At 63.8% G+C, this 22,666-nt stretch carries 25 protein-coding genes and 1 tRNA gene; 14 read left to right on the top strand and 12 right to left on the bottom strand.

The features are described 5' to 3' along the window. Positions 1–27 precede the first annotated feature (27 nt). Complete coding sequence (locus AC07PE_RS04205; RefSeq protein ID WP_498761881.1) at positions 28–420, bottom strand: hypothetical protein; 393 nt, start codon at positions 418–420, stop codon at positions 28–30. Between the two features lie 322 nt (positions 421–742). Here AC07PE_RS04205 and AC07PE_RS04200 point away from each other — a divergent pair, with 322 nt between their 5' ends. Both AC07PE_RS04200 and AC07PE_RS04195 read left to right on the top strand, forming a co-directional pair. Further along, positions 743–1,153 (top strand): hypothetical protein, encoded by a 411-nt coding sequence (locus AC07PE_RS04200; protein ID WP_498761879.1) that lies wholly within the window; start codon positions 743–745, stop codon positions 1,151–1,153. Positions 1,154–1,320: 167 nt separating this feature from the next. Next, on the top strand, positions 1,321–3,651 hold the full coding sequence (locus tag AC07PE_RS04195; RefSeq protein ID WP_498761877.1) for a penicillin acylase family protein: 2,331 nt from the start codon (positions 1,321–1,323) through the stop codon (positions 3,649–3,651). Between the two features lie 59 nt (positions 3,652–3,710). Here the strand turns inward: AC07PE_RS04195 and AC07PE_RS04190 are convergent. The 4 genes from AC07PE_RS04190 to AC07PE_RS04175 all read right to left on the bottom strand — a co-directional run bounded on the left by AC07PE_RS04190 (position 3,711) and on the right by AC07PE_RS04175 (position 7,164). Next, a tRNA-Lys gene (locus tag AC07PE_RS04190) sits at positions 3,711–3,786 on the bottom strand. Positions 3,787–3,872: 86 nt separating this feature from the next. Next, positions 3,873–5,669, bottom strand: a complete 1,797-nt coding sequence (gene tfpB / locus AC07PE_RS04185) for a type IV pilus assembly ATPase TfpB (RefSeq protein WP_498761875.1) — start codon at positions 5,667–5,669, stop codon at positions 3,873–3,875. 7 nt (positions 5,670–5,676) lie between these two features. Beyond that, the gene (locus AC07PE_RS04180; protein WP_498761873.1) at positions 5,677–6,510 is read right to left on the bottom strand and encodes a spermine/spermidine synthase domain-containing protein; all 834 of its coding nucleotides are present in this window, start codon (positions 6,508–6,510) and stop codon (positions 5,677–5,679) included. A 141-nt stretch (positions 6,511–6,651) separates the two neighbouring features. Continuing rightward, positions 6,652–7,164 carry a glycine zipper 2TM domain-containing protein gene (locus AC07PE_RS04175; protein WP_379767889.1) on the bottom strand — a complete coding sequence of 171 codons (513 nt, stop codon included), beginning with the start codon at positions 7,162–7,164 and terminating at the stop codon, positions 6,652–6,654. Positions 7,165–7,461: 297 nt separating this feature from the next. Between AC07PE_RS04175 and AC07PE_RS04170 the strand changes: the two genes are divergently transcribed. From AC07PE_RS04170 to AC07PE_RS04150, 5 genes are all read left to right on the top strand, one after another. After that, positions 7,462–7,911, top strand: a complete 450-nt coding sequence (locus tag AC07PE_RS04170; RefSeq protein WP_498762969.1) for a barstar family protein — start codon at positions 7,462–7,464, stop codon at positions 7,909–7,911. Between the two features lie 62 nt (positions 7,912–7,973). Then, positions 7,974–8,591, top strand: a complete 618-nt coding sequence (purN, locus tag AC07PE_RS04165) for a phosphoribosylglycinamide formyltransferase (protein ID WP_498761871.1) — start codon at positions 7,974–7,976, stop codon at positions 8,589–8,591. Positions 8,592–8,604: 13 nt separating this feature from the next. Then, a complete protein-coding gene (locus AC07PE_RS04160) occupies positions 8,605–9,924 on the top strand; it encodes an RsmB/NOP family class I SAM-dependent RNA methyltransferase (protein ID WP_498761869.1) in 1,320 nt (439 codons plus the stop codon). 5 nt (positions 9,925–9,929) lie between these two features. After that, positions 9,930–11,282 (top strand): mechanosensitive ion channel family protein, encoded by a 1,353-nt coding sequence (locus AC07PE_RS04155; protein WP_498761866.1) that lies wholly within the window; start codon positions 9,930–9,932, stop codon positions 11,280–11,282. Between the two features lie 122 nt (positions 11,283–11,404). Further along, complete coding sequence (locus AC07PE_RS04150; protein ID WP_498761863.1) at positions 11,405–12,616, top strand: DesA family fatty acid desaturase; 1,212 nt, start codon at positions 11,405–11,407, stop codon at positions 12,614–12,616. Positions 12,617–12,685: 69 nt separating this feature from the next. On the opposite strand, the gene AC07PE_RS04145 is transcribed toward AC07PE_RS04150, so the two are convergent. The 7 genes from AC07PE_RS04145 to radC form a co-directional block, all read right to left on the bottom strand. Next, positions 12,686–12,949 (bottom strand): hypothetical protein, encoded by a 264-nt coding sequence (locus AC07PE_RS04145; protein WP_498761862.1) that lies wholly within the window; start codon positions 12,947–12,949, stop codon positions 12,686–12,688. A gap of 122 nt (positions 12,950–13,071) precedes the next feature. Continuing rightward, positions 13,072–14,220 carry a hypothetical protein gene (locus AC07PE_RS04140; protein WP_498761860.1) on the bottom strand — a complete coding sequence of 383 codons (1,149 nt, stop codon included), beginning with the start codon at positions 14,218–14,220 and terminating at the stop codon, positions 13,072–13,074. A gap of 143 nt (positions 14,221–14,363) precedes the next feature. Then, complete coding sequence (gene rpmG, locus AC07PE_RS04135; protein ID WP_005665735.1) at positions 14,364–14,531, bottom strand: 50S ribosomal protein L33; 168 nt, start codon at positions 14,529–14,531, stop codon at positions 14,364–14,366. Between the two features lie 13 nt (positions 14,532–14,544). Then, on the bottom strand, positions 14,545–14,781 hold the full coding sequence (gene rpmB, locus AC07PE_RS04130) for a 50S ribosomal protein L28 (protein WP_060567073.1): 237 nt from the start codon (positions 14,779–14,781) through the stop codon (positions 14,545–14,547). 190 nt (positions 14,782–14,971) lie between these two features. Then, entirely contained in the window at positions 14,972–15,496 is a 525-nt protein-coding gene (locus tag AC07PE_RS04125) for an NADPH-dependent FMN reductase (RefSeq protein ID WP_498761856.1), read from the bottom strand. Next, positions 15,493–16,005, bottom strand: a complete 513-nt coding sequence (locus AC07PE_RS04120; RefSeq protein WP_498761854.1) for a DUF2199 domain-containing protein — start codon at positions 16,003–16,005, stop codon at positions 15,493–15,495. The genes AC07PE_RS04125 and AC07PE_RS04120 overlap by 4 nt, the downstream gene beginning before the upstream one ends. A 46-nt stretch (positions 16,006–16,051) precedes the next feature. Beyond that, positions 16,052–16,726, bottom strand: a complete 675-nt coding sequence (gene radC / locus AC07PE_RS04115; RefSeq protein WP_498761852.1) for a RadC family protein — start codon at positions 16,724–16,726, stop codon at positions 16,052–16,054. Positions 16,727–16,821: 95 nt separating this feature from the next. On the opposite strand from radC, the gene AC07PE_RS04110 reads away from it, so the two are divergent. From AC07PE_RS04110 to AC07PE_RS04080, 7 genes are all read left to right on the top strand, one after another. Beyond that, positions 16,822–17,277, top strand: a complete 456-nt coding sequence (locus AC07PE_RS04110) for an FKBP-type peptidyl-prolyl cis-trans isomerase (protein ID WP_498761850.1) — start codon at positions 16,822–16,824, stop codon at positions 17,275–17,277. An 8-nt stretch (positions 17,278–17,285) separates the two neighbouring features. Next, the gene (gene ispH / locus AC07PE_RS04105; protein WP_498761848.1) at positions 17,286–18,233 is read left to right on the top strand and encodes a 4-hydroxy-3-methylbut-2-enyl diphosphate reductase; all 948 of its coding nucleotides are present in this window, start codon (positions 17,286–17,288) and stop codon (positions 18,231–18,233) included. Positions 18,234–18,243: 10 nt separating this feature from the next. After that, positions 18,244–18,756 carry an adenine phosphoribosyltransferase gene (locus AC07PE_RS04100; RefSeq protein WP_498761845.1) on the top strand — a complete coding sequence of 171 codons (513 nt, stop codon included), beginning with the start codon at positions 18,244–18,246 and terminating at the stop codon, positions 18,754–18,756. Positions 18,757–18,949: 193 nt separating this feature from the next. Further along, positions 18,950–19,879: a branched-chain amino acid ABC transporter permease gene (locus AC07PE_RS04095; RefSeq protein WP_498761843.1), complete on the top strand. Its 930-nt coding sequence runs from the start codon at positions 18,950–18,952 to the stop codon at positions 19,877–19,879. A 12-nt stretch (positions 19,880–19,891) separates the two neighbouring features. Further along, entirely contained in the window at positions 19,892–21,100 is a 1,209-nt protein-coding gene (locus AC07PE_RS04090) for an ABC transporter permease subunit (protein WP_498761841.1), read from the top strand. Further along, positions 21,097–21,870 (top strand): ABC transporter ATP-binding protein, encoded by a 774-nt coding sequence (locus AC07PE_RS04085; protein ID WP_498761839.1) that lies wholly within the window; start codon positions 21,097–21,099, stop codon positions 21,868–21,870. The genes AC07PE_RS04090 and AC07PE_RS04085 overlap by 4 nt, the downstream gene beginning before the upstream one ends. Next, a complete protein-coding gene (locus tag AC07PE_RS04080; RefSeq protein WP_498761838.1) occupies positions 21,870–22,592 on the top strand; it encodes an ABC transporter ATP-binding protein in 723 nt (240 codons plus the stop codon). The genes AC07PE_RS04085 and AC07PE_RS04080 overlap by 1 nt, the downstream gene beginning before the upstream one ends. The last annotated feature ends 74 nt before the right edge of the window (positions 22,593–22,666 follow it).

The raw sequence follows: 22,666 nt of genomic DNA, 5'->3' as shown, positions 1-22,666 counted from the left end.
GCCGAGCCTCTTGCAGAGCAGAACCGTTCAGTCGGCGCCGCCTTTGCCTGGGCGGTCGTTGGCGGCGAGGCGGATCGCATCCAGCGATCCGATGTCGGGGGCGTGCTCGAGCACGATGTTGCTGTTGTTGGTCTCGGAGTCGAAGCGGACCACGATCTTGCCGTCGCGCGAGGCAAAGCGGTTCGGGCCATCCGACAGAAGTTCTGTCTGCGGGCTGTGGCCGATCCGGACGTACAGCCGCTGATCTTCTACGAACAGCTGGGCGCGACGGCCATCGTCGAGTACGTAGCTGCCTCTCGCGCTGGCCATCTGATGGGAATTTGCCTTACGCAGTCCGGTCGATCCGGCATCGGCGGCCTGTGCGCTGCCTACGGTCGTCAGCAGGGTAGTAACTGCCAGGAAGATGGAGAGTGCTCGCATGGTCGGTCCCTTTCGATGTGGTTGAAAAAACTGGATGAACCAAGTGTAGGGACGCACCGCCATGCAAGTATTGATTGAGGGCAATTATAATTCCATGAGGAAACTAATTTGAGCAGAACGATTCGTGGAATCGCGATACGAAATGCAGCGCGGGTCGTGATTTTTGCATCATGTCTTATTTGTCTGGATCTGGAGCAGTCAAGACCGTTTCGTGATGGGTCGTCCAAATGCCTTGAGCCCGCCTGACGCCGTCCTACACTGAGTTCGCCGCTACTGGCAGCGCCAGCATTGCGGCCAACCTGTTGTTCGCGAAGGAGCGATCATGCGTCTCTCACTATTGGCAATCCCCGCAACCCTGCTGCTGGCATCGAACGCCCTTGCCCAGTCAGGAAATTATCCACCGCCCGACAGCGCTTCCATCGCCACCGTGCAGGTGACGGCCCCAGTCCGTCTCAGCAGCGAGCAGGCCGAGGCGGTGCGCGGCAATTACGCGCTATCGAACGGATGGCACCTGAAGGTGAATACGGTATCGAAAGGCATCATCGCCCAGATCGACCGGCAGAAACCAATCCGCCTGATCGCGGTCACCCCGGACAAATTCGTGTCAGGCGACGGCAATGTCACGATGGATTTCAATCGCGGCGACTTCGGCGACGAGATGCTCATGAGCTATGTGCCGGATCAGCGCATGGCGATCAGGTATGTCGTTACTGCGACCCTGGCGCAACGATGACGCAAAGCAGGTGAAAACCGCAAAAACGCCAACTCTCGGGTTGGCGTTTTTGTTTATTTTTTCGCTCCATGCATCCTGGGTTTCGCGTGCACGAGACGTGCGAGTGAAAATTATTAAATCTGTTATTCTCCAGACACAATTTCTTTACAACAAAACTCTGGAGTCCCATGAAGCTCTCGACTGTTGCTTTGCTCAGCTTGCTCGCCTTGTCGGATGTCGCGTCGGCCGCAAGTGTGCGTACTGAAATCACCCGTACGACCCGCGGTGTCGTCCACGTCAAGGCCAGCGATTTCCGTAGCCTCGGCTATGGCGCGGCCTATGCATACGCGGAAGACAATGTCTGCATGTTCGCCGATTCGCTGCTGACCGTACGCGGCGAACGCTCCCGTTATTTCGGCGGCGCCGCCCCGGCCACCGCGCCCGTGAATGGCGAATACGGCGCCGGCCTCGACCTGTTCATGCAGCTCCCGAACGAGCAGAGCGATTTCTTCTTCAAGGGTTATCTGGACCTGCAACAACTTCGTGCCGGCTACGCGGCCGCTTCCAAGGACGTCAGGGATTTGCTGGCCGGTTATGCGGAAGGCTATAACCGCTTCCTCGCCGACAAGCAGGGCAGGCTGCCGAAGGCCTGCAATGGCGCGGCCTGGGTCAAGCCGATCACCGTCGACGATCTCTACCTGGTCATTGGCGAAAAAGCCCTGCACGCCAGTGGTGAAGCCTTCGCGGCGGCCATCGTCGGGGCCTCGCGCGATCCGTCCGAACCCGTCTCGCTGGCCAGGGCAATGCCGGCTGCAAGGGCGCCGATGCCGACCGGCATACCCGCCGGCGTGGGCAGCAATGCGCTGGCGGTCGGCAGTGCCGCAAGTAGCAACGGCAAGGGCATCCTGCTCGGCAATCCGCATTACCCCTGGTCCGGCCCGGATCGTTTCTACCAGATGCACTTGACGGTTCCGGACCGCTACGACGTGATGGGTGCCAGCCTGGGTGGACTGCCCTTCGTCACCATCGGCTTCAACCGGAACGTCGCGTGGTCGCATACGGTGACGAGCGCCTCGCACTTCACCACCTTCCGCCTCGCCCTCGATCCCTCCGACCCGACCGGCACCACCTATTTCTTCGATGGCGCGCCGCGCAAGATGACCGAGCGGAAGGTCGCGGTCGCCGTTCTGCAGCCCGACGGCAAGCTGGTGACGAAGCAGCGCTCGTTCTTCTTCAGCCACCAGGGCGCCGTGATCGTGCTTCCCGACGCAGGCATCGGCTGGACCAGCGACAGCGCCTTCGTGCTGGCGGATGCGAACCGCTTCAACACGCGCCTCGGCGACCAGTGGCTGAAGATGGGGCAGGCCGCCGACGTGACGCAGCTGCAGAGCGCCATCCATGCGGTAAAAGGACTGCCCTGGGTGAACACCGTCGCGGCCGACAGCAAAGGCAATGCGCTGTATGTCGACGGCAGCGTCGTGCCCCACATGACGACCGATAAGTTCATGTCCGACTGCCTGCTGGTGCCGGCGCTGCTCGCCTTCGACGGCACGCGCAGCGAGTGCGGCTGGGGCCAGGATCCGGACGCGCCGGCCGGCGTGTTCGGCGCCGCGAATTCGCCGGCGACCATACGCCAGGACTACGTCGGCAACTCCAACGATTCCTATTGGCTGACGAACGCCAAGGCGCCGCTGGTCGGCCCTGCGCCCTACGGCTACTCGCCGCTGTTCGGCGCGGTCGGCGAGCCGCAGTCGCTGCGCACGCGGCTCGGCTTCAAGCAGGTTGAAGAGATGCTGGCGGATCGCCGCTTCCTGCGCATCGACGACGTGCAGGATCTGATGTTCGCAAACCGGCTCTACGCCGCGGAGCTGGTGCTGCCTTCGCTGCTGCGTGCATGTTTCAAGGCCAACGACGCGCGCCTGCTGGTGCCATGCGCAACGCTGGCGGCCTGGGACAGGAAAACTGACCTCGACAGCCGTGGCGCCGTCCTGTTCCGCGAGTTCTGGAACCGCGCCCGTGCGCTGCCCGACCTGTGGGCGACGCCCTTCAATCCGGCCGATCCGGTGAATACGCCGAGCGGCGTCGCAGCAAGCGCGGAACCGGCCCTGCTCGATGCGCTGCGCGCGGCATCGGCGGCAATGCAGGCGGTGAACGTGCCGGTGTACGGCCAGCTGGGCGATTACCAGACCGAGACGCGCAACAACAAGCTGTACCCGCTGCATGGCGGCCTGGGCGACGAAGACGGTTCCTACTCGTCCCTGCACATGCGCTCGGCGCTGACGGCGCAGGGGTATCGCAACGTGGACTGGGGCACCAGCTACATCCAGCTCGTCGGCTTCGACAATGCCGGGCCGGTCGCGCGGGGCCTGCTGGTCTATGGGCAGTCGGTGGATCCGAAGTCGCCTTACTATGCCGACCAGCTGACGCTGTTTTCGCAGAAAAAGCTGCCGGCGCTGCCGTTCACGGATCAGCAGATCGGTGCGGAGCGGATCTCGTCGCAGGTGTTGACGGCGAAATAAGATGCTAAAACAAAAACGCCAGCCCGAAGGCTGGCGTTTTCGCTTGCAACTAAATTCTTTGGTAGGCCGTGCGGGGCTCGAACCTGCGACCAACGGATTAAAAGTCCGCTGCTCTACCAACTGAGCTAACGACCCGAAGAAGGCTCGCATTATAGCGGGCCGTTTTGATTTACGCCAGAGCTACGTACGAAAATTACGACAAGGCCGATCGACAACAGTGCCTAGTGCACTGTTGTCGCCTTCAGCACTTCCTCCGCCGTCGTCACCCCTTCCACCACCTTGTACGCCCCCGCAATCCGCAGCGGCTTCATCCCATCGGCCACGCTCTGCTGGCGCAGCGCCGCCAGGTCCGTCACTTCCTTGATCAGGTGCGTAAACGGCTCGGTCACCGTCACCAGTTCGTAGATGCCGGTGCGGCCGCGGAAGCCGGTCTGGCGGCATTCCGGGCAGCCGACCGGGCGGTAGACGGTGGCCGGTTTCGGGATCTTCCAGGCGCCGCCGATGCTGTCCCAGACTTCGTCGGACAGTTCGCCGTCCGGGCTCTTGCAGTGCGAACAGAGGGTGCGCACCAGGCGCTGGGCCATGATGCCGCTCAGGGTCGAGCCCAGCAGGTACCAGGGCACGCCCAGTTCCAGCAGGCGCATCACGGAGGAGGGCGCGTCGTTGGTGTGCAGGGTCGAGAGCACCAGGTGGCCGGTCAGTGCGGCCTGGATCGCCATCTCGGCCGTCTCGAGGTCGCGGATCTCGCCGACCATGATGATGTCCGGGTCCTGGCGCATCAGCGCGCGCACGCCATCGGCGAAGGAGAGGTCGATGCCCGGCTGGACCTGCATCTGGTTGAAGGCCGCTTCCACCATCTCGATCGGGTCTTCGACCGTGCAGACGTTCACGTCGCTGGTGGCCAGCGCTTTCAGGGTCGTGTACAGGGTCGTGGTCTTGCCCGAGCCGGTCGGTCCCGTCACCAGGATGATGCCGTGCGGGCGCTTCGTGAGCGCATCCCAGCGCGCGGCGTCGTCGGGCGGGAAGCCCAGTTCCGGCAGGGTTTTGACGACCACTTCCGGGTCGAAGATACGCATCACCAGCTTTTCGCCGAAGGCGGTCGGCATGGTCGACAGGCGCAGTTCGACTTCCTGGCCGCCGGTGGTCTTGGTCTTGATGCGGCCATCCTGCGGGCGGCGTTTTTCGATGACGTCCATCCGACCCAGCAGCTTGATGCGCGCGGTCATGGCGATCATCACCACCGCCGGCACCTGGTAGACCTGGTGCAGCACGCCGTCGATGCGGAAGCGGATCACGCCGAATTCGCGCTTCGGTTCCAGGTGGATGTCGGAGGCGCGCTGGTCGAAGGCGTAGCTCCACAGCCAGTCGACGATGTTGACGATGTGCTGGTCGTTGGCGTCGACCTGTTTATTCGACTTGCCCAGCTCGACCAGCTGCTCGAAGTTGTTGCGCAGCGCGAGGTCCTGGCCGCTGGACTTGTTCGCATCGCGGATCGACTTGGCGAGGCTGAAGAACTGCGAGATGTACTGGGCGATGTCGAGCGGATTCGCAAGCACCAGTTCGATGCGCCGGCGCGAGATGCGGCCGATCTCGTCCTGCCACTCGGTGTGGAAGGGATCGGCGGTGGCCACCACCAGCGCGTCGCCTTTCAGCTCCACCGGCAGGATGTTGAAGCGCGCCGCATAGCTGGCCGACATCACGTCCGCGACCTTGGTGAAGTCGATCTTCAAGGGGTCGATCCGCAGGAAGGGCAGGCCGACCTTGGAGGCGCACCATTCGCTCAGCACGTCCAGCGTCAACAGCTTGTGTGGCGGCTTGGCGGAGACGATCTTGCACTGGGCGATGGCGGTCAGCGGATGCATGGAGCCGACCGCGTTTTTCAGGATGCCCTGGGCCTGCGCGAAGTGCGGCTTGACCGTCGACTTTTCGACGATGCCGTCGGCCAGCAGCCAGGAGAAGATGGTCTGCAGATCGAGCGCCTTGGGACGGGATTGCGCAGCGGCGGCGGGGGCGTTCATGGTGGCGTCAGCGTTTATCGGCAGCGAGGGCCGTTTGCAATCCTTTTACCCAGGACTTGGCCGGCAGCTTGGTGGCGGCCACGATCTGCGCTGCGCGCGCGGCCAGGCGTTCCGGGTCGAGGTCGGGCTTGTTCTTGAAGCACAGCGCAACCACGTTGCCGTCGTGGACCTCGGGCAGGCAAATCACGGTGTCGAAGGCGAAGCGCATCGCCTTGATGTTCTTTTTAAAACTCGGATGGTCGCCGAACAGGTTGACGGTCATGACGCCATTCTCGGCCAGGCAGGCGTTGCAGGCCTGGTAGAACTCCGGCGTGTCGAGCACCGGGCCGCGCGCAGTGGCGTCGTACAGGTCGCACTGCAGGACGTCGAAGGCGTCGTGGTTGGCGTCGTCGAGCACGAAGTCCATCGCATCCATTTCCAGCACCTGCAGATGCTCGTCGTCGGACGGCAGCTTGAACATCGAGGAGCAGATCGCGATCACGGACGGGTTCAGCTCGACCGCCGTCACCAGGGCTTGCGGGAACTGGCGGTAGCAGAACTTGGTGAGGGTGGCGGCGCCCAGGCCCAGTTGGGCGATGGCGCGCGGCTGCTCGATGAACAGCATCCAGGCCATCATCTGCTGCGCGTATTCGAGTTCCGGCCAGTCCGGTTTGCGGATGCGCATGGCGCCTTGCACCCACTCGGTGCCGAAGTGCAGGTAGCGCACGCCGTCCTGTTCGGACAGGGTGACGGGAGCGAACTTCGGCTTGCGTGCCGCTTTGGGCGCGGAGGCGCGATCGGCTGCGGGAGCGGGACGGCGCGAGGATTCGGCCAGTTCGATGGATTTGCGTTTGATGAGCATAGGGCGACCTGAAGGGAACGTCCTATTATCGATGTAGGTCCTGCCGAGGTGCAAGCACCAAGGCAGGATGCAGCTGGCTTAAGGCTGCGGAGGGACTGACGGCGCGGAAGAAGAGGAGGTCTTCCGCACCGGTAGAACTGATTAGTACTGTTCCGGCTCGACCGAAACGCGCACGCGGATGCGGTTGCCCGGGTCGCGCGGCATGACGGTGGTGTAGGTGTGGCCGCGGTAGTCGTAGGTCACGTCGTAGCCGTTGGTGCGCTGTTCGACCGATTCCACGGTGCGGCAGCGCTGCACTGCCTGCTCCTGGGTGCCGGCGTAGCCGCTGCGGCCGTCGTTTTCGACGTGGTCGCCGACCATGGCGCCGGCGATGGCGCCGGCTGCTGCCGCGGCGACCTTGCCGTTACCGCTGCCGACCTGGCTGCCCAGCAGGGCGCCGGCGATACCGCCGACCACCGAGCCGCCCTGGCTGCGCTGCTGCTGCACCGGCGCCTGCACGTAGTCGGTGCGGCATTCGCGGCGCGGGGTACGGACCTGTTCGATGCGCGGCTGGACGCGTACGACCTGGCCGAAGTCTTCGAAATCGCCAGCCTGGGCCAGCGGCAGGGCGCAGATGCCCAGAGCGGAAAGAATCAGTTTGGCTTTGAAGTTCATGTTCGACCCTCGTTAAGGTGTACTGCGGATTCGTTGGACGTTTACTGCCATGAGTGAATGTTACTGCGAGTCGCGGCATTAAAGCGATCCGCATGGCAACAAAATGTAACAGGGAGAAGAAGACATGCAGATACGTCCCTAGAGCGAAAAAGGGCCAAAAAGCCTTAATACAGGCTGAAAATGCCCATCAATTCTTACAAATCTGGCTTGCCCGTCCATATTCGGGTTGATCTGGATACCACAAAACGTTACCCTTACGGGACTAAGGGTTTTAACGGTGGGAAACTTGAGGGGAAAATGAGTTTGTTGATGAGAGTGCCGCCTAATCTGGTGCAGTCGATCCGGGCCTACCGCGCCACGGAGCTGCAGAAGGAAGCAGGCCGCCTGGGCCATCACTTCCTTTACGCTCATTGCGCCCACGCTCTCACCAAACAGCAAGTCTGCGCCCGCATCGGCGAGCAGTTTACTTTCCCCCGCCAGTGCAGCAAGAATTTTGAAGCGTTGCGTAATTGCATCACCAACGTGATTGCGGAGTCCGGACCGCAGCCGGGTTTCATCGCCGTGCTCGATCAATTGCCGAATACGCAAAAATTCGACAAGGAAGCCCGCGAAACCCTGCTCGACGTCTTCCGCGACGCCGCCGAATTCTGGGCCGAGAAAAAAGTCCCGTTCCGCGTATTTTATTCGTTCGAAGAGCCGCAGTCGCCGCAATCCGTAGGCTGGGTAGGCGCCCGCCCATTCGAATAAACCGCCTTTGCGCGGCCGGCTCGCATTCCTTGAGGCCATGCCTCGGGTTACAATGCGCGCTTATGAAAAATATCGTGATCCTTATTTCTGGCCGCGGCAGCAATATGGAAGCCATCGTGCGGGCGCGCGAAGCGCAGCAGTGGCCGGCCCGCATTGCCGCTGTGATCAGCAATAAGCCTGACGCCAAGGGACTTGAATTCGCGCAGGCGCACGGCATTCCGACCGCTGTGGTCGACCACAAGGCCTACGCCTCGCGCGAAGCCTTCGATGCGGCCCTGCAGGAAACCATCGACGGCTTCCAGCCCGACCTGGTGGTGCTGGCCGGCTTCATGCGCATCCTGACCGTGGGTTTCGTCGAGCATTACGCTGGCCGCATGCTGAACATCCACCCGTCGCTGCTGCCGCTGTTCCCGGGACTGCACACGCACCGGCAGGCCTTGGCCGCGGGCGTGAGCGAGCATGGCGCCACCGTGCACTTCGTTACCGCCGAGCTGGACCACGGGCCGAGCGTGCTGCAGGCGCGCATTCCCGTGCTGCCGGGCGACACCGAGGACAGCCTGGCGAAGCGCCTGCTGGAAGAGGAACACGTCATTTATCCGCAAGCGGTGCGCCTGTTCGTTGAAGACAGGCTCAGCATCGCCGACGGCGAAGTCCGCATCGCCGAGACCACCAGTATTTAAACCAAGGAAACACATGAGATTGCCACCCGCGATTCTCGGCAATGCTGAAGAAGTATTGCGCGAGATCCTGCGCTTTATGTCGCCGGCCGACGTTACCCTGTCGCGCTACTTCAAGGACCATCCCCGCCTCGGCGGCCGCGAGCGCGGCGCCATTGCCGAGTGCGTGTATTCGGTCCTGCGCAACAAGAACTTCTATACCGACTTCGGCGGTTTCGGCACCGGTACCAGCGCCACCATGCGCCGCCTGGTCCTGCTGGGCATGGCCGAAGCCGTCGGCGTCGAGTCGCTGGGCGGCCTGAGCGAAGACGAAACCGCCTTTCTGGCGCGCATCCAGGAAATCGACCGTTCGCTGCTGCCGCCAAAACAGCGCGCCAACCTGCCGGAGTGGCTGTACGACAAATTCGTCGCCCAGTACGGCGAGGAAGAGACCCTGCAGCTGGCCGCCGTGCTGAACACCCCGGCGCCGCTGGACCTGCGCGTCAACACCCTGAAGACCGATCGCGAGAAGGTCGTCGCCGAGCTGGCCACCGCGCCGATCGTCGCCGAGCCGACGCCGTACGCGCCGACCGGCCTGCGCATCATGAAGAAGCCGGCGCTGCAGAACCTGCCGCTGTTCAAGGAAGGCGCGATCGAAGTCCAGGACGAGGGCAGCCAGGTGCTGGCCCAGCTGCTGGGCGCGCGCCGCGGCGAGATGGTGGTCGACTTCTGCGCCGGCGCCGGCGGCAAGACGCTGGCCATCGGCGCCATCATGCGCAGCACCGGCCGCCTGTACGCCTTCGACGTGTCGGAAAAGCGCCTGACCAAGCTGAAGCCGCGCCTGGCGCGTAGCGGCTTGTCGAACGTGCATCCGGTCGTCATCGCCCACGAGCGCGACGCCAAGGTGAAGCGCCTGGCCGGCAAGATCGACCGCGTACTGGTCGACGCTCCATGCTCGGGCATGGGCACGCTGCGCCGCAATCCGGACGTCAAATGGCGCCAGGAAGCCTCGGGCGTGGCCGAGCTGACCGAGAAGCAGATCTCCATCCTGGACGGCGCCTCGCGCCTGGTGAAGTTCGGCGGCCGCCTGGTCTACGCGACCTGCAGCCTGCTGGACGAGGAAAACGACGGCATCGCCGCGCAATTCCTGGCCACCCACCCGGACTTCGAGCTGGTGCCGATGCACAAGGTGCTGGCCGAACAGCGCATTCCGCTGGAAATGGGCGATTATCTGAAAATGCTGCCGCACAAGCACGGCACCGACGGCTTCTTTGCCGCCGTGTTCGAGCGCAAGGCCGGCGACAAGCCCGCCAAGGCTGCCAAGGCGGACGACAGCGCTGACGACGCCGCAGAGTAAGCATCTTGGCTCCGCTGCAGATCACCAGCCTGATCGACGACCTGCTCGATGACCTCAGCCGGCCTGGCATGCCGTGGCAGGTGGGGGCCATCGCCGGCAGCATCCTGATCGGCTGGCTGTGCGCGGGCCTGCTGCAGGCCTGGTGGCGCGCGCGCCGCACGGCGCGGGGCATCACGCTTCACGAAGGCGTGGCCAGCCTGACGCGCGTGCTGGCGCCGCTGCTGGTGGTCGGCCTGCTCTATCTTTCCACCTGGCTGCTGGCCCAGAACCGCTTCCACACGAATATCGTAAAGGTGGCGATTCCGGTGTTCTGGTCGCTGGTGGTAATCCGCGCCGCCTTTTTCCTGCTGCGGCGCGTGTTTGCGCGCCATGGGCAGCTGGGCGAAGCCTTCGTCACCTTCGAGAAGGTGTTCGCGCTGGTGGTATGGGCCGCGGTGGCGCTGTATATCACCGGGCAATGGCCGGATATCTTCGCCTTCCTCGATTCCACCGTTCTCTACAAGAAGGGCCGGAACCAGGTGGTCCTGGGCGACGTCCTGCAGGCTGTCGTGTCGATCGCCGTGCTGATGATCCTGGCGCTGTGGGCGGGCGCGGCCCTGGAAGAACGCCTGATGGGCTTGCAGGCGCTGCACAGCTCGCTGCGCGTGGCGCTGGCGCGGGTCAGCCGCGCCGTCCTGATCATTGGCGCCGTGCTGCTCAGCCTGAGCATGGCCGGCCTCGACCTGACCGTGCTGTCGGTGTTCGGCGGCGCGCTTGGCGTCGGCCTCGGTCTCGGCTTGCAGCGGATCGCCAGCAATTACGTGTCCGGCTTCATCATCCTGCTCGAGCGCAGCCTGTCGATCGGCGACATGATCGCGGTCGACAAGTATTCCGGCAAAGTTACCCAGATCAACACCCGCTATACGGTGCTGCAGGGCCTGGACGGCGTCGAAACCGTGCTGCCGAACGAGATGCTGATTTCCGGCCCGGTGCTGAACCAGACCCTCAGCATGCGCTCGGTGCGCGCCTCGACCAAGCTGACGGTGGCCTATGGTTCCGACCTCGACCTGGTGATGCCGCTGCTGGTGGCGCAAGCCGCCGGCACGCCGCGGGTGCTGGAAACGCCGGCGCCGGGCGTGTCCCTGAGCCGCTTCGCGCCGGAAGGCTATGAGCTCGACCTCGGCTTCTGGATCGGCGATCCGGAGAACGGGCAGGGCGGCGTGGTTTCCGAAATCAACAGGAAAATCTATACCCTGGTCCAGTCCGGGGACATCAAACTTGGCATTCCGTCTCTTGATACTCGCCTGCTCGATGCGCATATAGCATCGGTTGTGGCGCGAATCACGCAGCCTGCCCCGGAATCGCTGCCGAATCCATAAGCAATCCGCACTGATTGCGCCTGAACGTGCCGTACATCAGTGGATACGCGTAAAATGCGTATTGTCGTCATGCGATTCGTATGACATTCAGGCGAATCCAAGCCATCCATTCTGGAGTGTTAATGAATTTTCTGAGCAACATCTTCGAAGCCGTCCTGTCCTTCCTGGACGGTGGCTTGATCGACCTGTCGGGCTGGCAGATGGTCGTGTACACGCTGATCGTGACCCACATCACGATTGCAGCCGTCACCATCTACCTGCACCGTCACCAGGCGCACCGCGCGCTGGAGCTGCACCCGATCGTCAGTCATTTCTTCCGGTTCTGGCTGTGGGCGACCACCGGCCAGGTCACCAAGGAATGGGCCGCCGTGCACCGCAAGCACCACGCCAAGTGCGAAACCGAAGAAGATCCGCACAGCCCGGTCACCCGCGGCATCAAGAAGGTGTTGCTGGAAGGTGCAGAACTGTACCGCGCCGAGACCAAGAATCTGGAAACCCTGGAAAAGTACGGCCATGGCTGCCCGAACGACTGGATCGAGAAGAATCTGTACACCAAGTACAGCTGGCTGGGCGTGTCGATGCTGCTGCCGTTCAACGTGATGATGTTCGGCGTGGCCGGCATCACGATCTGGGCCGTGCAGATGCTGTGGATCCCGATCACCGCGGCCGGCATCATCAACGGCCTGGGCCACTGGACCGGCTACCGCAATTACGATTGCAATGATGCAGCCTGCAACCTGCTGCCGTGGGGCATCCTGATCGGCGGCGAAGAGCTGCACAACAACCACCACACCTTCGCGACCTCGGCCAAGCTTTCGAGCAAGTGGTACGAATTCGACATCGGCTACGCCTACATCCGCATGATGGAAATGGTCGGCCTGGCCAAGGTCAAGAAGACCATTCCGAAACCGCGGCTGGCCAAGAACAAGCTGGAAGCCGACCTCGACACGCTGCAATCCGTCATCACCAACCGCTACGACGTGATGGCCAAGTACGCCAAGTCGGTGAAGGCCGCCTTCCGCGAAGAGATCGAGCACCTGAAGACCAAGGCCGAGCTGGAGAAGCGCTTCCTGAAATCCTCGCGCAAGCTGATGCAGCGCGAGCCGGCCAAGCTGCAGGCCCCGCAACAGGCCCAGCTGAGCGAACTGTTCGAGCACAGCAAGGTGCTGCAGACCATGCACGAGATGCGCGTGGAACTGGGCGCGATCTGGGAACGTTCTCACTCGACCCGCGACCAGCTGCTGCAGCAGCTGCAGGACTGGTGCACCCGCGCGGAAGCGTCGGGCATCAAGGCCCTGCAGGAGTTCTCGCTGCGCCTGCGCAGCTATGCCTGAGCACTGAGTCTGCTGTCATCCAGAACGCCCCTTTCGAGGGGCGTTTTTTTTACGGCGAAGGCGCCCGCATCAGGACGGCGGGCTGCCGCCGTCGTTGCCCTGGTCGTCGAGTGCGGCAGTGTGTGCCGACGCCACCGATTCCTTCACCGATTTGCCGTCCTCGTCGTCGAGTTCGGGCGGATCCAGCATGTCGTGCAGCATGGCCTCCAGCTCGGCGGTGTTCCAGGGCGCGCCGTTGCGGGTCCGGAGATGGATGTAGTGCCGGATTTCGCTGTCCTGTTCGGGGATCAGCGGCAGGCCACGGAATGTGGCCCGCGGCTCGGTCTGTTTCATGATGTTCTCCCGTGCGCGCGGCCTTGCTCGCCGCGGCAAAGGACCGCGGCATGAGGCGGTCAGGCTTTCAATCTACGCGCATGTGCGCTGGCCGGGCGCACGCTACGGGCCGCATCCGCGCATCAGCGGCAGCCCGAAAAGCGCGGGAAGCCGCAGGCGATCAACTCGCCCACATCCGGGTTCTCCAGATAATCCAGGTGCGCCGCCACCGGGTTCTCGATCAATCCCAGCCACGTCCCCGCATTCGACACCAGCACGTCGGCCACCGCCACGTCGGCTACCCGCATGTCCGGCGCCGCATAGCGTGCCGGCAGCAGGCGGTAGGACAGCAGGTCGTTCGGGTCGGTGAAGGCGACCACCGCCAGGCGCGCGATCGTCTCCGCACGCGGCGTCTGCGACTGGCGGCGCCGCAGCTCGAGGAAACGCTGCAGCGAATCCGGCGCGCCCACGCCGCGGGGAACGGGCGACCGTCCGTCCGGACGCGCGTCGATGTTCTGTTCCGACAGGCCGAGGATGGGCAGCTGGTTGCCCGCCATGAACAGCAGACCCAGCCGGCGCGAGGCTTCCAGGCCCAGCTCGCGGGTGCGCGGCTGGCTCGACTCCAGCATGCTGCTGAGGGCATCGAACAGGATCTTGCTGCCCAGGCTCTCGGCGACCACGGCCAGCGTGCGGTCGCCGTTCGGATTGCTTTCGATGATGCGCGACACCGATTCGACCATGGCGTCGCGGATCGCATCGTGGCTTGCGCCCTCGTAGATCACGGCGTCGGACAGGCAGTCGTTCAGCAGCCTATCCTTGACGTAGCCGTTCAGCCAGGCGCGCTTCGGCTTGCACTCGCCCTGGCCGGCGCTCGAGCAGTCGGTGGGCGTGCCGGTGTTATCGTAGTCGAGCTGGCGCTTGAGCGGCGCGGTCAGCGGCGACCAGATCAGGGCGTGGAAGCGCACCGGCGTGCCGGCTATCTGCTGGGTACGCTCGATGAGCTGGATGCCGTTGGCGGTGGCCGCCGCCTGCCCGGGCACATTGGCCGACACCACGCCGGCGATGCGGTCGATGCCGTGATTCGCCCAGGCCGCATCGTGGGTGCACATGCCGTGCACCAGGATGACGTCGAGCGGGCGGCCGCCGCCGTTCTGGACCAGGTTGACGATGCCGGGGAAGGGCGCGCTGTCGCGGACGACGACGGCAGGACGGTAGGGCGTGGTGCAGGCGGCCAGCAGGCCGGGGATCAGCAGGAACAGCAGTCGGAACAGGTTCGGGGGTGAATTGCGCATGATTCTTCCCTCCAAAGCGCCGGCCAGGGCGGTCGGCAGACGGACTCGACTATAGCGAGCCTGCGGAGGAGGGGCCCGAACTAAAACAAAAAAGCCGCGCACTATGAAGTGGGCGGCTTTCTTTTACAACCGAAAGAACCAGATTACTTGATCTTGGTTTCTTTGTAGATCACGTGCTTACGTGCTTTCGGGTCGAATTTGGTGATTTCCATCTTCGCCGGCATCGTGCGCTTGTTCTTGGTCGTGGTGTAGAAGTGACCGGTACCTGCGGTCGATTCCAGTTTGATCTTGTCGCGGCCAGTTTTTGCCATGATAGCTCCCTATTTAGATTTTCTCGCCGCGGGCGCGCAGATCGGCCAGCACAGCGTCGATGCCCAGCTTGTCGATGACGCGCAGGCCGGCATTCGAAATACGCAGGGAGACCCAGCGGTTTTCGGATTCTACGAAGATACGACGGTTCTGCAGGTTCGGCAGAAAACGACGCTTGGTTTTGTTGTTGGCGTGGGAGACGTTGTTGCCAACCATCGGGCCCTTGCCAGTAACTTGGCAAACACGTGCCATAGCGCACTCCTTGAGTAAACTTCCACAATTGGAAAAACGAGAGTATAGCGCGAAAACAGCAGCGTAATCAATAACTTGCGGAAAAAAATTGTTTCTCAAATCATCGCGCAAATTTAACAATCGTAAAATTATGCAAGTATTGCGCTGTAAGGGCTTGTTTTCACACTGTTATCCGGCAGCGCCGGGGCCTTTATCGAGGCCTGGACAGGTGTTGCGCGACGGCCCGCAGGACCGCTTCGATGGCCGGCGAGAAGCGCGCCGATGCCGCAATCGCATCCGGCGCGACGCCGGCGCCGATGACGGGAATGCGCACGCAGGCATCCAGGATCAGCTCGGCCGACATCATGCGCAGGATCTCCCTGAGGCTGTCGTCCGCATGGTGCGACTCCCAGGCCGGATTCAGCAGCGCCACCGGCTTGCCGACGAAGCCCGGATGCCCGACCAGCCAGTCCAGCGTGTTCTTGATGGTGCCGGTGACGCCATGCGCATATTCGGGACTGGCGATGAGCAGGGCGTCCGCGCCGTCGATGGCCTCGTACAGGGCGCGCACCCCGGCCGGCAGCGCGGCCAGCTCGGGATTGAACAGCGGGAACTGCTTGTGCTCTTCGAAGAGAAGGACATCGACCCCGCCCGGCGCCAGCGCGTGGCAGGCGCGCAGCAGGCCGCCGCTCATCGAGCGCGTGCGCTTGCTGCCGCACAGGGCCAGCAGTTTCATGGCTGCCCGTGCATGACGGCCTCGGCGATTTCCTGGGCGCGCTGCACGCTGATGCCCTGGTGATAGTCGACCGAGAGTGGATGATCGGTTTCCTCCAGCACGATGAACGGCCGTTGCTTGTCTGCGCGCGGATGGACTTCGGTCTTGAGCTTGAGGCTGTCCGGATACCAGGGCAGCCAATTGCAGAACCAGCCGAAATAGCGGTCGCTCGTATCCGGCGCATCGTAGTTGTCCACGTAGCGCTGGTAATTCGTTTCGCTCAGCGAGACCCAGACGCCCCACAGGAAGGGATCTTCGACGCCGTGGATGGGCACTTCGAGCAGGACGCGAATGAAGAAATGTGGGCCGTCCACGTCCTCGTAGCGGCAGAGGTCGCTGCCGAGATGGCCGGCGTTCTGCACCGCTTCCGGCTGGGCCAAGAAGGGATCGGGCGCGTGGAAGGCAAAGCTGGGCGATCCCTCGTGGACGTCGTCGCAGGATGGGCATCTGAAGCTGAAGATCGCGGCCATTCCCCGTCCATTCGCAGAAATAATCCGCTCAGTGTAGCGCAAGTAACTACAGCTGTCCGTGCTCGGCAAACGAGTACACCTGCGGCCCGGCCACCACGAAATGGTCGAGCACGCGCACGTCGACCAGGCCCAGGGCCTGGGACAGCGTGTGCGTCAGGCGCAGGTCGGCCTCGCTCGGGTCCGGCGAACCGGACGGGTGGTTGTGCGCGAGTAAAACGTTGGCGGCATTGCAAGCCAAGGCCTCCTTGACCACCTCGCGCGGGTGCACGCTGGCGTGGGTGAGGGTGCCGCGGAACAGCTCCTTGTCGGCAATCAGGCGGTTCTTGACGTCTACAAACAACACCGTGAAGGATTCGTAGGGACGGCCGCCGAGCTTGATCCGCAGGTAGCGCTTGACCGCCTCGGGCGAGGACAGCAGGTCCCCGGCCTGCAGCTGTTCGGCGATCGCGCGCCGGGCGAGCTCCATCACGGCCTGCATCTGCGCATACTTGGCCATGCCGAGCCCGTGCACTTCGGAAAAATCGGACAGCGTGGCCCCGAACAGGCCGTGCAGGGAGCCGAAATGCTGCAGCATGTCGCGACCCAGCTCCACCGCGCTCTTGCCCCGCACGCCCACCCGCAGCAGCAGGGCCAGCAGCTCGGAATTGGACAGCGCCTGCGCGCCGTCGCGCACCAGGCGTTCGCGCGGTCTTTCCTGCTCCGACCAATCGTTAATTCCCATGTTTTTCCCATTTGTAAAAACTTTGAGGGCCGGGACGGAAGGGGCGGCTCTGGCTTACAATAGCGGTTTGCACGTCAAGTCAACCTCAACACGCAATGTCCACCACCAACGCTCCCATCGTCACCGAATCGGCTTACCTGACTCTGCATTATCGTCTTGCCACCGCCGACGGTACTGATATCGTCACAACCTTCGGCAGTACGCCGGCCACGCTGATGCTGGGCCAGGGCCAGCTTGCTCCCTCCCTCGAGCAGCGCTTGCTGGGCATGGCGGAAGGCACGCATACCACCTTCGACCTGGGCCCCAACGAAGCCTTTGGCGAGCGCAACCCGGACATGATCCAGGCGGTGTCGAAGAAGACGCTGGAAGAGAACTCGGTGCCGGACGCGGATTACCAGGTCGGCGACCTGGTCGACTTCGCGGCGCCGGGCGGCGGCCGCTTTGCCGGCGTCCTGCTGCAGATGCGCGAGAACGATGCCCTGTTCGACTTCAACCACCCGCTGGCCGGCCAGCCGCTGAAGTTCGAAGTGAACCTGATTTCCGTCCTTTAAAAAAGATTATGGAAAACGAAATCCTGTTAGCCCAGCCGCGCGGCTTCTGCGCCGGCGTCGACCGCGCGATCGAGATCGTCGAGCGCGCCCTGCAGCAGTTCGGCGCGCCCATCTATGTGCGCCACGAGATCGTGCACAACGCCTATGTCGTCAACGACCTGCGCAACAAGGGTGCGATCTTCATCGAAGACCTGGACGACGTCCCGGCGGGCAACACCCTGGTGTTCTCGGCCCACGGCGTGTCCAAGGCAGTGCGCGAAGAAGCCGAATCGCGCGGCCTGAAGGTGTTCGATGCGACCTGCCCGCTGGTCACCAAGGTCCACGTCGAAGTCGCCAAGATGCGCAAGCAGGGCGCCGAGATCATCATGATCGGCCACGCCGGCCACCCGGAAGTCGAGGGCACCATGGGCCAGGCGGAAGAGGGCATGCACCTGGTCGAGACGGTCGAGGACGTGCAAACACTGCAGGTCGCCGATCCCGACAATCTGGCCTATGTCTCGCAGACCACGCTGTCGGTCGACGATACCGCCGAGATCATCGAAGCCCTGAAAGTGCGCTTCCCGAACATCATCGAGCCGAAGAAGGGCGACATCTGCTACGCCACCACCAACCGCCAGGAAGCCGTGAAGTTCCTGGCGCCGCAGGTCGAGGTCGTGGTCGTGGTCGGCAGCCCGAACAGCTCGAACTCGAACCGCCTGCGTGAAGTGGCGGACAAGATGGGCACGCCGGCCTACATGGTCGACAACGCCGAAGGCATCGACCCGGCCTGGATCGCGGGCAAGAAGCGCATCGGCGTGACGGCCGGCGCCTCGGCCCCGGAAGTGCTGGTGCAGGCCGTGATCGACCGTCTGAAGGAACTGGGCGCGGCCAGCGTGCGTGCGCTCGAAGGCGTGGAAGAGCACGTCACCTTCCCGCTGCCGAAGGGTTTGACCGGCGACGCCCCCGCGGCGGCCTGACCGGAAGCTTATGAGCGGTTTCGACGCAATTCCCCTGGAGTTCTTCCAGGATTACCCGGAGCCGGGCGTCAATTTCATCGACGTCGGCTGCGTGTTCGACGACCCGGTGCACTGGCAGCTGGCGATCGACACCCTGTACGAGCGCACCGCGCACCTGCATTTCGACTTCATCCTGGCGATGGATGCGCGCGGCTTCATGATCGCCGGCGCGCTCGCCTATAAACGCGCGATCGGCTTCGCGATGGCGCGCAAGCCGGGCAAGCTGCCGGGCGAGGCGATCAGCATCGACTACAAGCGCGAATACGGCAGCGCCACCATCGAGATCCAGCCGGCGCGCATCAAGGGCGAGCGCGTGCTGATCGTCGACGACGTGCTGGCCACCGGCGGCACCATCGAGGCGGCCGGGGCGCTGCTGCGCCAGATCGGCAAGGACGTGGTCGGCGCCGCCGCGCTGTTCGACATCGGCTTCTTCGAGGACAAGCGCACGCTCACCATGCCCGTCACCACCCTGCGCAAAGTCTGAGAGCGCTCTGCGCTTGCTAATGGTGCGTCGGCGCCCCGCGGCGGCGCATTCATTCTCCCATCTGTTATTTTCTAAAAATAATATTTGGCTGATGAGCAATTTTCCGATGTCAGTTTCCCAAAAATCTAGCTATGATGTGAGCGCGGCACTTCGGCCATCCGGGTGCCGTTTTTTTTAAGCGAGACATTGAACAATGGAAACTTTCGTCCAACAGATCCTCAATGGACTGGTGCTGGGCAGCATGTATGCGCTCATCGCGCTCGGCTACACCATGGTGTATGGCGTGCTCAACCTGATTAACTTTGCCCACGGCGACGTGCTGATGATCGGCGCCATGGTCGGCCTGAGCATCCTGAAAGGCCTCGAGGCCGCTTTCCCGGGCATGTCCGGCTGGCTGCAGCTGGCCATCGCCATCCTCGGCGCGATCCCGGTGGCGATGCTGGTCAACGTGCTGATCGAACGCATCGCCTACCGCCGCCTGCGCAATGCGCCGCGCCTGGCGCCCCTGATCACCGCGATCGGCGTCTCGATCCTGCTGCAGACCTTCGCCATGATGATCTGGGGCCGCAGCCCGCTGCCTTTCCCGCAGCTGCTGTCGTCCGACCCGATCTTCATCGCCGGCGCCGTGATCTCGCACACCCAGGTGCTGCTGCTGGTGCTGGCCGCCGTCGCCATGATGGGCCTGGTGTTCCTGGTCGAAAAGACGAAGATGGGACGCGCCATGCGCGCCGTCGCCGAGAACCCGCGCGTGGCCGGCCTGATGGGCGTGGACGCGAACCGCGTGGTGGTCACCACCTTCGCCATCGGCGCCGCGCTGGCTGCCGTGGCCGGCGTGATGTGGGGCGCGAATTACGCCTCGATCCAGTTTGCGATGGGCACGGTGCCGGGCATGAAGGCCTTCTCGGCCGCGGTGCTTGGCGGTATCGGCAACATCTATGGCGCGATGATCGGCGGGATCGTCCTCGGCATCATCGAGAGCCTGGGCGCCGGCTATATCGGCGACCTGACCGGCGGCTTCCTCGGCAGCCACTACCAGGACATCTTCGCCTTCATCGTGCTGATCCTGGTGCTGACCGTGCGCCCGTCCGGCATCATGGGCGAGCGCGTGGCCGACCGCGCGTAAGGAGACGACGACATGGCTCTCCTGACTTTCGACACCGCCCACAAACCGCGCCAGGCCTATGCAAGCATGGGCATCCTGCTGGCCGTGATGCTGGTCTTCCCCTTCGTTGCCAGCCAGTTCGGCAACTCCTGGGTGCGCATCCTCGACATGGCCCTGCTGTACATCATGCTGGCGCTGGGCCTGAACATCGTGGTCGGCTTTGCCGGCCTGCTGGACCTCGGCTACATCGCCTTCTTCGCGGTGGGCGCCTATCTGACCGGTTTGATGGCCTCGCCGCAGTTCGCGTCGCTGCTGGAATCGGTGGTGAATTATTCGCCGGCGCTGGGCGACTCCCTCGTCGCCATGTTCGGCGAGGACATCCGCACCAACGGCATCCATTTGTCCGTGTGGGCGATCGTGCCGCTGGCGGCGATCATCGCGGGCCTGTTCGGCGCGCTGCTGGGCGCGCCGACCCTGAAGCTGCGCGGCGACTACCTGGCCATCGTGACCCTGGGCTTCGGCGAGATCATCCGGATCTTCATGAACAACCTGAACGATCCGATCAATTTCACCAACGGTCCGCAGGGCATCAACCTGATCGATCCGATCCGCATCTTCGGCGTCTCGCTGGCGGGGGAGGCAGGCTCGAAGGCCACCGTGTACATCGGCGGCTTCGGCATGCCCTCGGTGAACGCCTACTACTTCCTTTTCCTGCTGCTGTGCATCGTGACCATCTTTATGACCAGCCGCCTGCAGCACTCGCGCCTGGGCCGTGCCTGGGTCGCGATCCGCGAGGACGAAATCGCGGCCAAGGCGATGGGCATCAACACCCGTAACGTCAAACTGCTGGCCTTCTCGATGGGCGCCTGCTTCGGCGGCGTCGCGGGCGCGATGTTCGCGGCTTTCCAGGGCTTTGTTTCGCCGGAATCCTTCTCCTTCACGGAATCGATCGCCGTGCTGGCGATGGTGGTGCTGGGCGGTATCGGCCACATCCCCGGTGTGGTGATGGGCGGCGTGCTGCTGGCGGCGCTGCCGGAAGTGCTGCGCCACGTGGTCGAGCCGGCCCAGCAGGCGCTGTTCGGCAAGGTGCTGATCGAGGCGGAAGTGCTGCGCCAGCTGCTCTACGGCCTGGCCATGGTCGTGATCATGCTGTACCGCCCGGCGGGCCTGTGGCCGTCGCCGCGCAAGGAAGATCGTCCGGCCGCGGCGCTGGCGAAGGAAGAAGCGGAGGAGGCAGCATGAGTAACTATCTGCTGAACATCTCCGGCGTGAACAAACGCTTCGGCGGCCTGCAGGCCTTGACCGACGTCGGCATCAAGATCGCGCAAGGCCAGATCTATGGCCTGATCGGCCCGAACGGCGCCGGCAAGACCACCTTTTTCAACGTCATCACCGGCCTGTACCAGCCGGACAGCGGCAGCTTCGAGCTGGCCGGCAAGCCCTACTCGCCGTCCGCGCCGCACCAGGTGGCCAAGGCCGGCATCGCCCGCACCTTCCAGAACATCCGCCTGTTCGGCGAGATGACGGCGCTGGAAAACGTGATGGTCGGACGCCACGTGCGCACCCGCCAGGGCGTGATCGGCGCGATCCTGCGCCACAAGGCGGCGCGTCTCGAAGAAGCGGCGATCCGCGCCAAAGCCCAGGAGCTGCTGGACTTCGTCGGCATCGGCCAGTTCGCCGACCGCACCGCGCGCTACCTGTCCTACGGCGACCAGCGCCGCCTCGAGATCGCACGCGCGCTCGCCACCGAGCCGACCCTGCTGGCGCTGGACGAGCCGGCCGCCGGCATGAACGCGACCGAGAAGCTGGCGCTGCGCGAGCTGCTGGTGAAGATCCAGGGCGCCGGCATCACCATCCTGCTGATCGAGCACGACGTGAAGCTGATGATGGGCCTGTGCGACCGCATCTCGGTGCTGGAATACGGCAAGCTGATCGCGGAAGGGGTGCCGGCCGAGATCCAGAAGAACAAGGCGGTGATCGAGGCTTATCTCGGCACCGGGAGTACGCATTAATGAGCGAGAACATTCTTAAAATTTCCGGTCTCAAGGTGGCCTACGGCGGCATCAAGGCCGTCAAGGGCATCGACCTCGAGGTCAACCGCGGCGAGCTGGTGACCCTGATCGGCGCCAACGGCGCGGGCAAGACCACGACCCTGAAGGCCATCACCGGCACTCTGCCGGCCTGCAAGGTGGAAGGCACGGTCTCGTACATGGGCCAATCGCTGGCGAGCGCCAAGTCCTTCAAGCTGGTGCAGGACAAGCTGTCCATGGTGCCGGAAGGACGGGGCGTGTTCACCCGCATGACCATCCACGAAAACCTGCTGATGGGCGCCTATACGCGCAAGGACCAGGCCGGCATCGACGCGGATATCGAGAAGTGGTACTCGGTGTTCCCGCGCCTGAAGGAGCGCGCCGCCCAGCTGGCGGGCACCCTGTCCGGTGGCGAGCAGCAGATGCTGGCGATGGCGCGCGCGCTGATGTGCCATCCGACCCTGCTGCTGCTGGACGAGCCTTCGATGGGCCTGTCGCCGATCATGGTGGAGAAGATCTTCGAGGTGATCCGCGATGTCTCTAGCCAGGGGATCACCATCCTGCTGGTCGAGCAGAACGCCAGGCTGGCGCTGCAGGCGGCGCACCGGGCCTACGTGATGGAGTCGGGCGCGATCACGATGAGCGGGAATGCGGCGGACATGCTGCACGATCCGCGGGTGCAGGCGGCCTACCTGGGCGAGTGAGGTCCGCCGGCGCGGATTGGTGCCTTCCGCTCAACATGCCGGCGCCCGGCCAGGGGCTAGTCCGCTACATGGGC

The organism is Telluria sp. GW821-FHT07G12 (genome assembly GCF_059418525.1).
Note: the sequence above shows the minus strand (reverse complement) of the source record. Positions and strands in the feature narration are given on the sequence as shown.

Coding starts and splice junctions, on each gene's coding strand:
- AC07PE_RS04175 (WP_379767889.1), bottom strand. CDS start 7,164: ATGAACTTCAAAGCCAAACTGATTCTTTCCGCTCTGGGCATCTGCGCC.
- AC07PE_RS04090 (WP_498761841.1), top strand. CDS start 19,892: ATGGCTCTCCTGACTTTCGACACCGCCCACAAACCGCGCCAGGCCTAT.
- AC07PE_RS04195 (WP_498761877.1), top strand. CDS start 1,321: ATGAAGCTCTCGACTGTTGCTTTGCTCAGCTTGCTCGCCTTGTCGGAT.
- AC07PE_RS04205 (WP_498761881.1), bottom strand. CDS start 420: ATGCGAGCACTCTCCATCTTCCTGGCAGTTACTACCCTGCTGACGACC.
- AC07PE_RS04110 (WP_498761850.1), top strand. CDS start 16,822: ATGTCCACCACCAACGCTCCCATCGTCACCGAATCGGCTTACCTGACT.
- AC07PE_RS04120 (WP_498761854.1), bottom strand. CDS start 16,005: ATGGCCGCGATCTTCAGCTTCAGATGCCCATCCTGCGACGACGTCCAC.
- AC07PE_RS04160 (WP_498761869.1), top strand. CDS start 8,605: ATGAGATTGCCACCCGCGATTCTCGGCAATGCTGAAGAAGTATTGCGC.
- AC07PE_RS04180 (WP_498761873.1), bottom strand. CDS start 6,510: ATGCTCATCAAACGCAAATCCATCGAACTGGCCGAATCCTCGCGCCGT.
- AC07PE_RS04150 (WP_498761863.1), top strand. CDS start 11,405: ATGAATTTTCTGAGCAACATCTTCGAAGCCGTCCTGTCCTTCCTGGAC.
- AC07PE_RS04200 (WP_498761879.1), top strand. CDS start 743: ATGCGTCTCTCACTATTGGCAATCCCCGCAACCCTGCTGCTGGCATCG.
- AC07PE_RS04140 (WP_498761860.1), bottom strand. CDS start 14,220: ATGCGCAATTCACCCCCGAACCTGTTCCGACTGCTGTTCCTGCTGATC.
- tfpB (WP_498761875.1), bottom strand. CDS start 5,669: ATGAACGCCCCCGCCGCCGCTGCGCAATCCCGTCCCAAGGCGCTCGAT.
- AC07PE_RS04145 (WP_498761862.1), bottom strand. CDS start 12,949: ATGAAACAGACCGAGCCGCGGGCCACATTCCGTGGCCTGCCGCTGATC.
- AC07PE_RS04125 (WP_498761856.1), bottom strand. CDS start 15,496: ATGAAACTGCTGGCCCTGTGCGGCAGCAAGCGCACGCGCTCGATGAGC.
- AC07PE_RS04095 (WP_498761843.1), top strand. CDS start 18,950: ATGGAAACTTTCGTCCAACAGATCCTCAATGGACTGGTGCTGGGCAGC.
- ispH (WP_498761848.1), top strand. CDS start 17,286: ATGGAAAACGAAATCCTGTTAGCCCAGCCGCGCGGCTTCTGCGCCGGC.
- AC07PE_RS04170 (WP_498762969.1), top strand. CDS start 7,462: ATGAGTTTGTTGATGAGAGTGCCGCCTAATCTGGTGCAGTCGATCCGG.
- purN (WP_498761871.1), top strand. CDS start 7,974: ATGAAAAATATCGTGATCCTTATTTCTGGCCGCGGCAGCAATATGGAA.
- rpmG (WP_005665735.1), bottom strand. CDS start 14,531: ATGGCAAAAACTGGCCGCGACAAGATCAAACTGGAATCGACCGCAGGT.
- radC (WP_498761852.1), bottom strand. CDS start 16,726: ATGGGAATTAACGATTGGTCGGAGCAGGAAAGACCGCGCGAACGCCTG.
- AC07PE_RS04085 (WP_498761839.1), top strand. CDS start 21,097: ATGAGTAACTATCTGCTGAACATCTCCGGCGTGAACAAACGCTTCGGC.
- AC07PE_RS04100 (WP_498761845.1), top strand. CDS start 18,244: ATGAGCGGTTTCGACGCAATTCCCCTGGAGTTCTTCCAGGATTACCCG.
- AC07PE_RS04080 (WP_498761838.1), top strand. CDS start 21,870: ATGAGCGAGAACATTCTTAAAATTTCCGGTCTCAAGGTGGCCTACGGC.
- rpmB (WP_060567073.1), bottom strand. CDS start 14,781: ATGGCACGTGTTTGCCAAGTTACTGGCAAGGGCCCGATGGTTGGCAAC.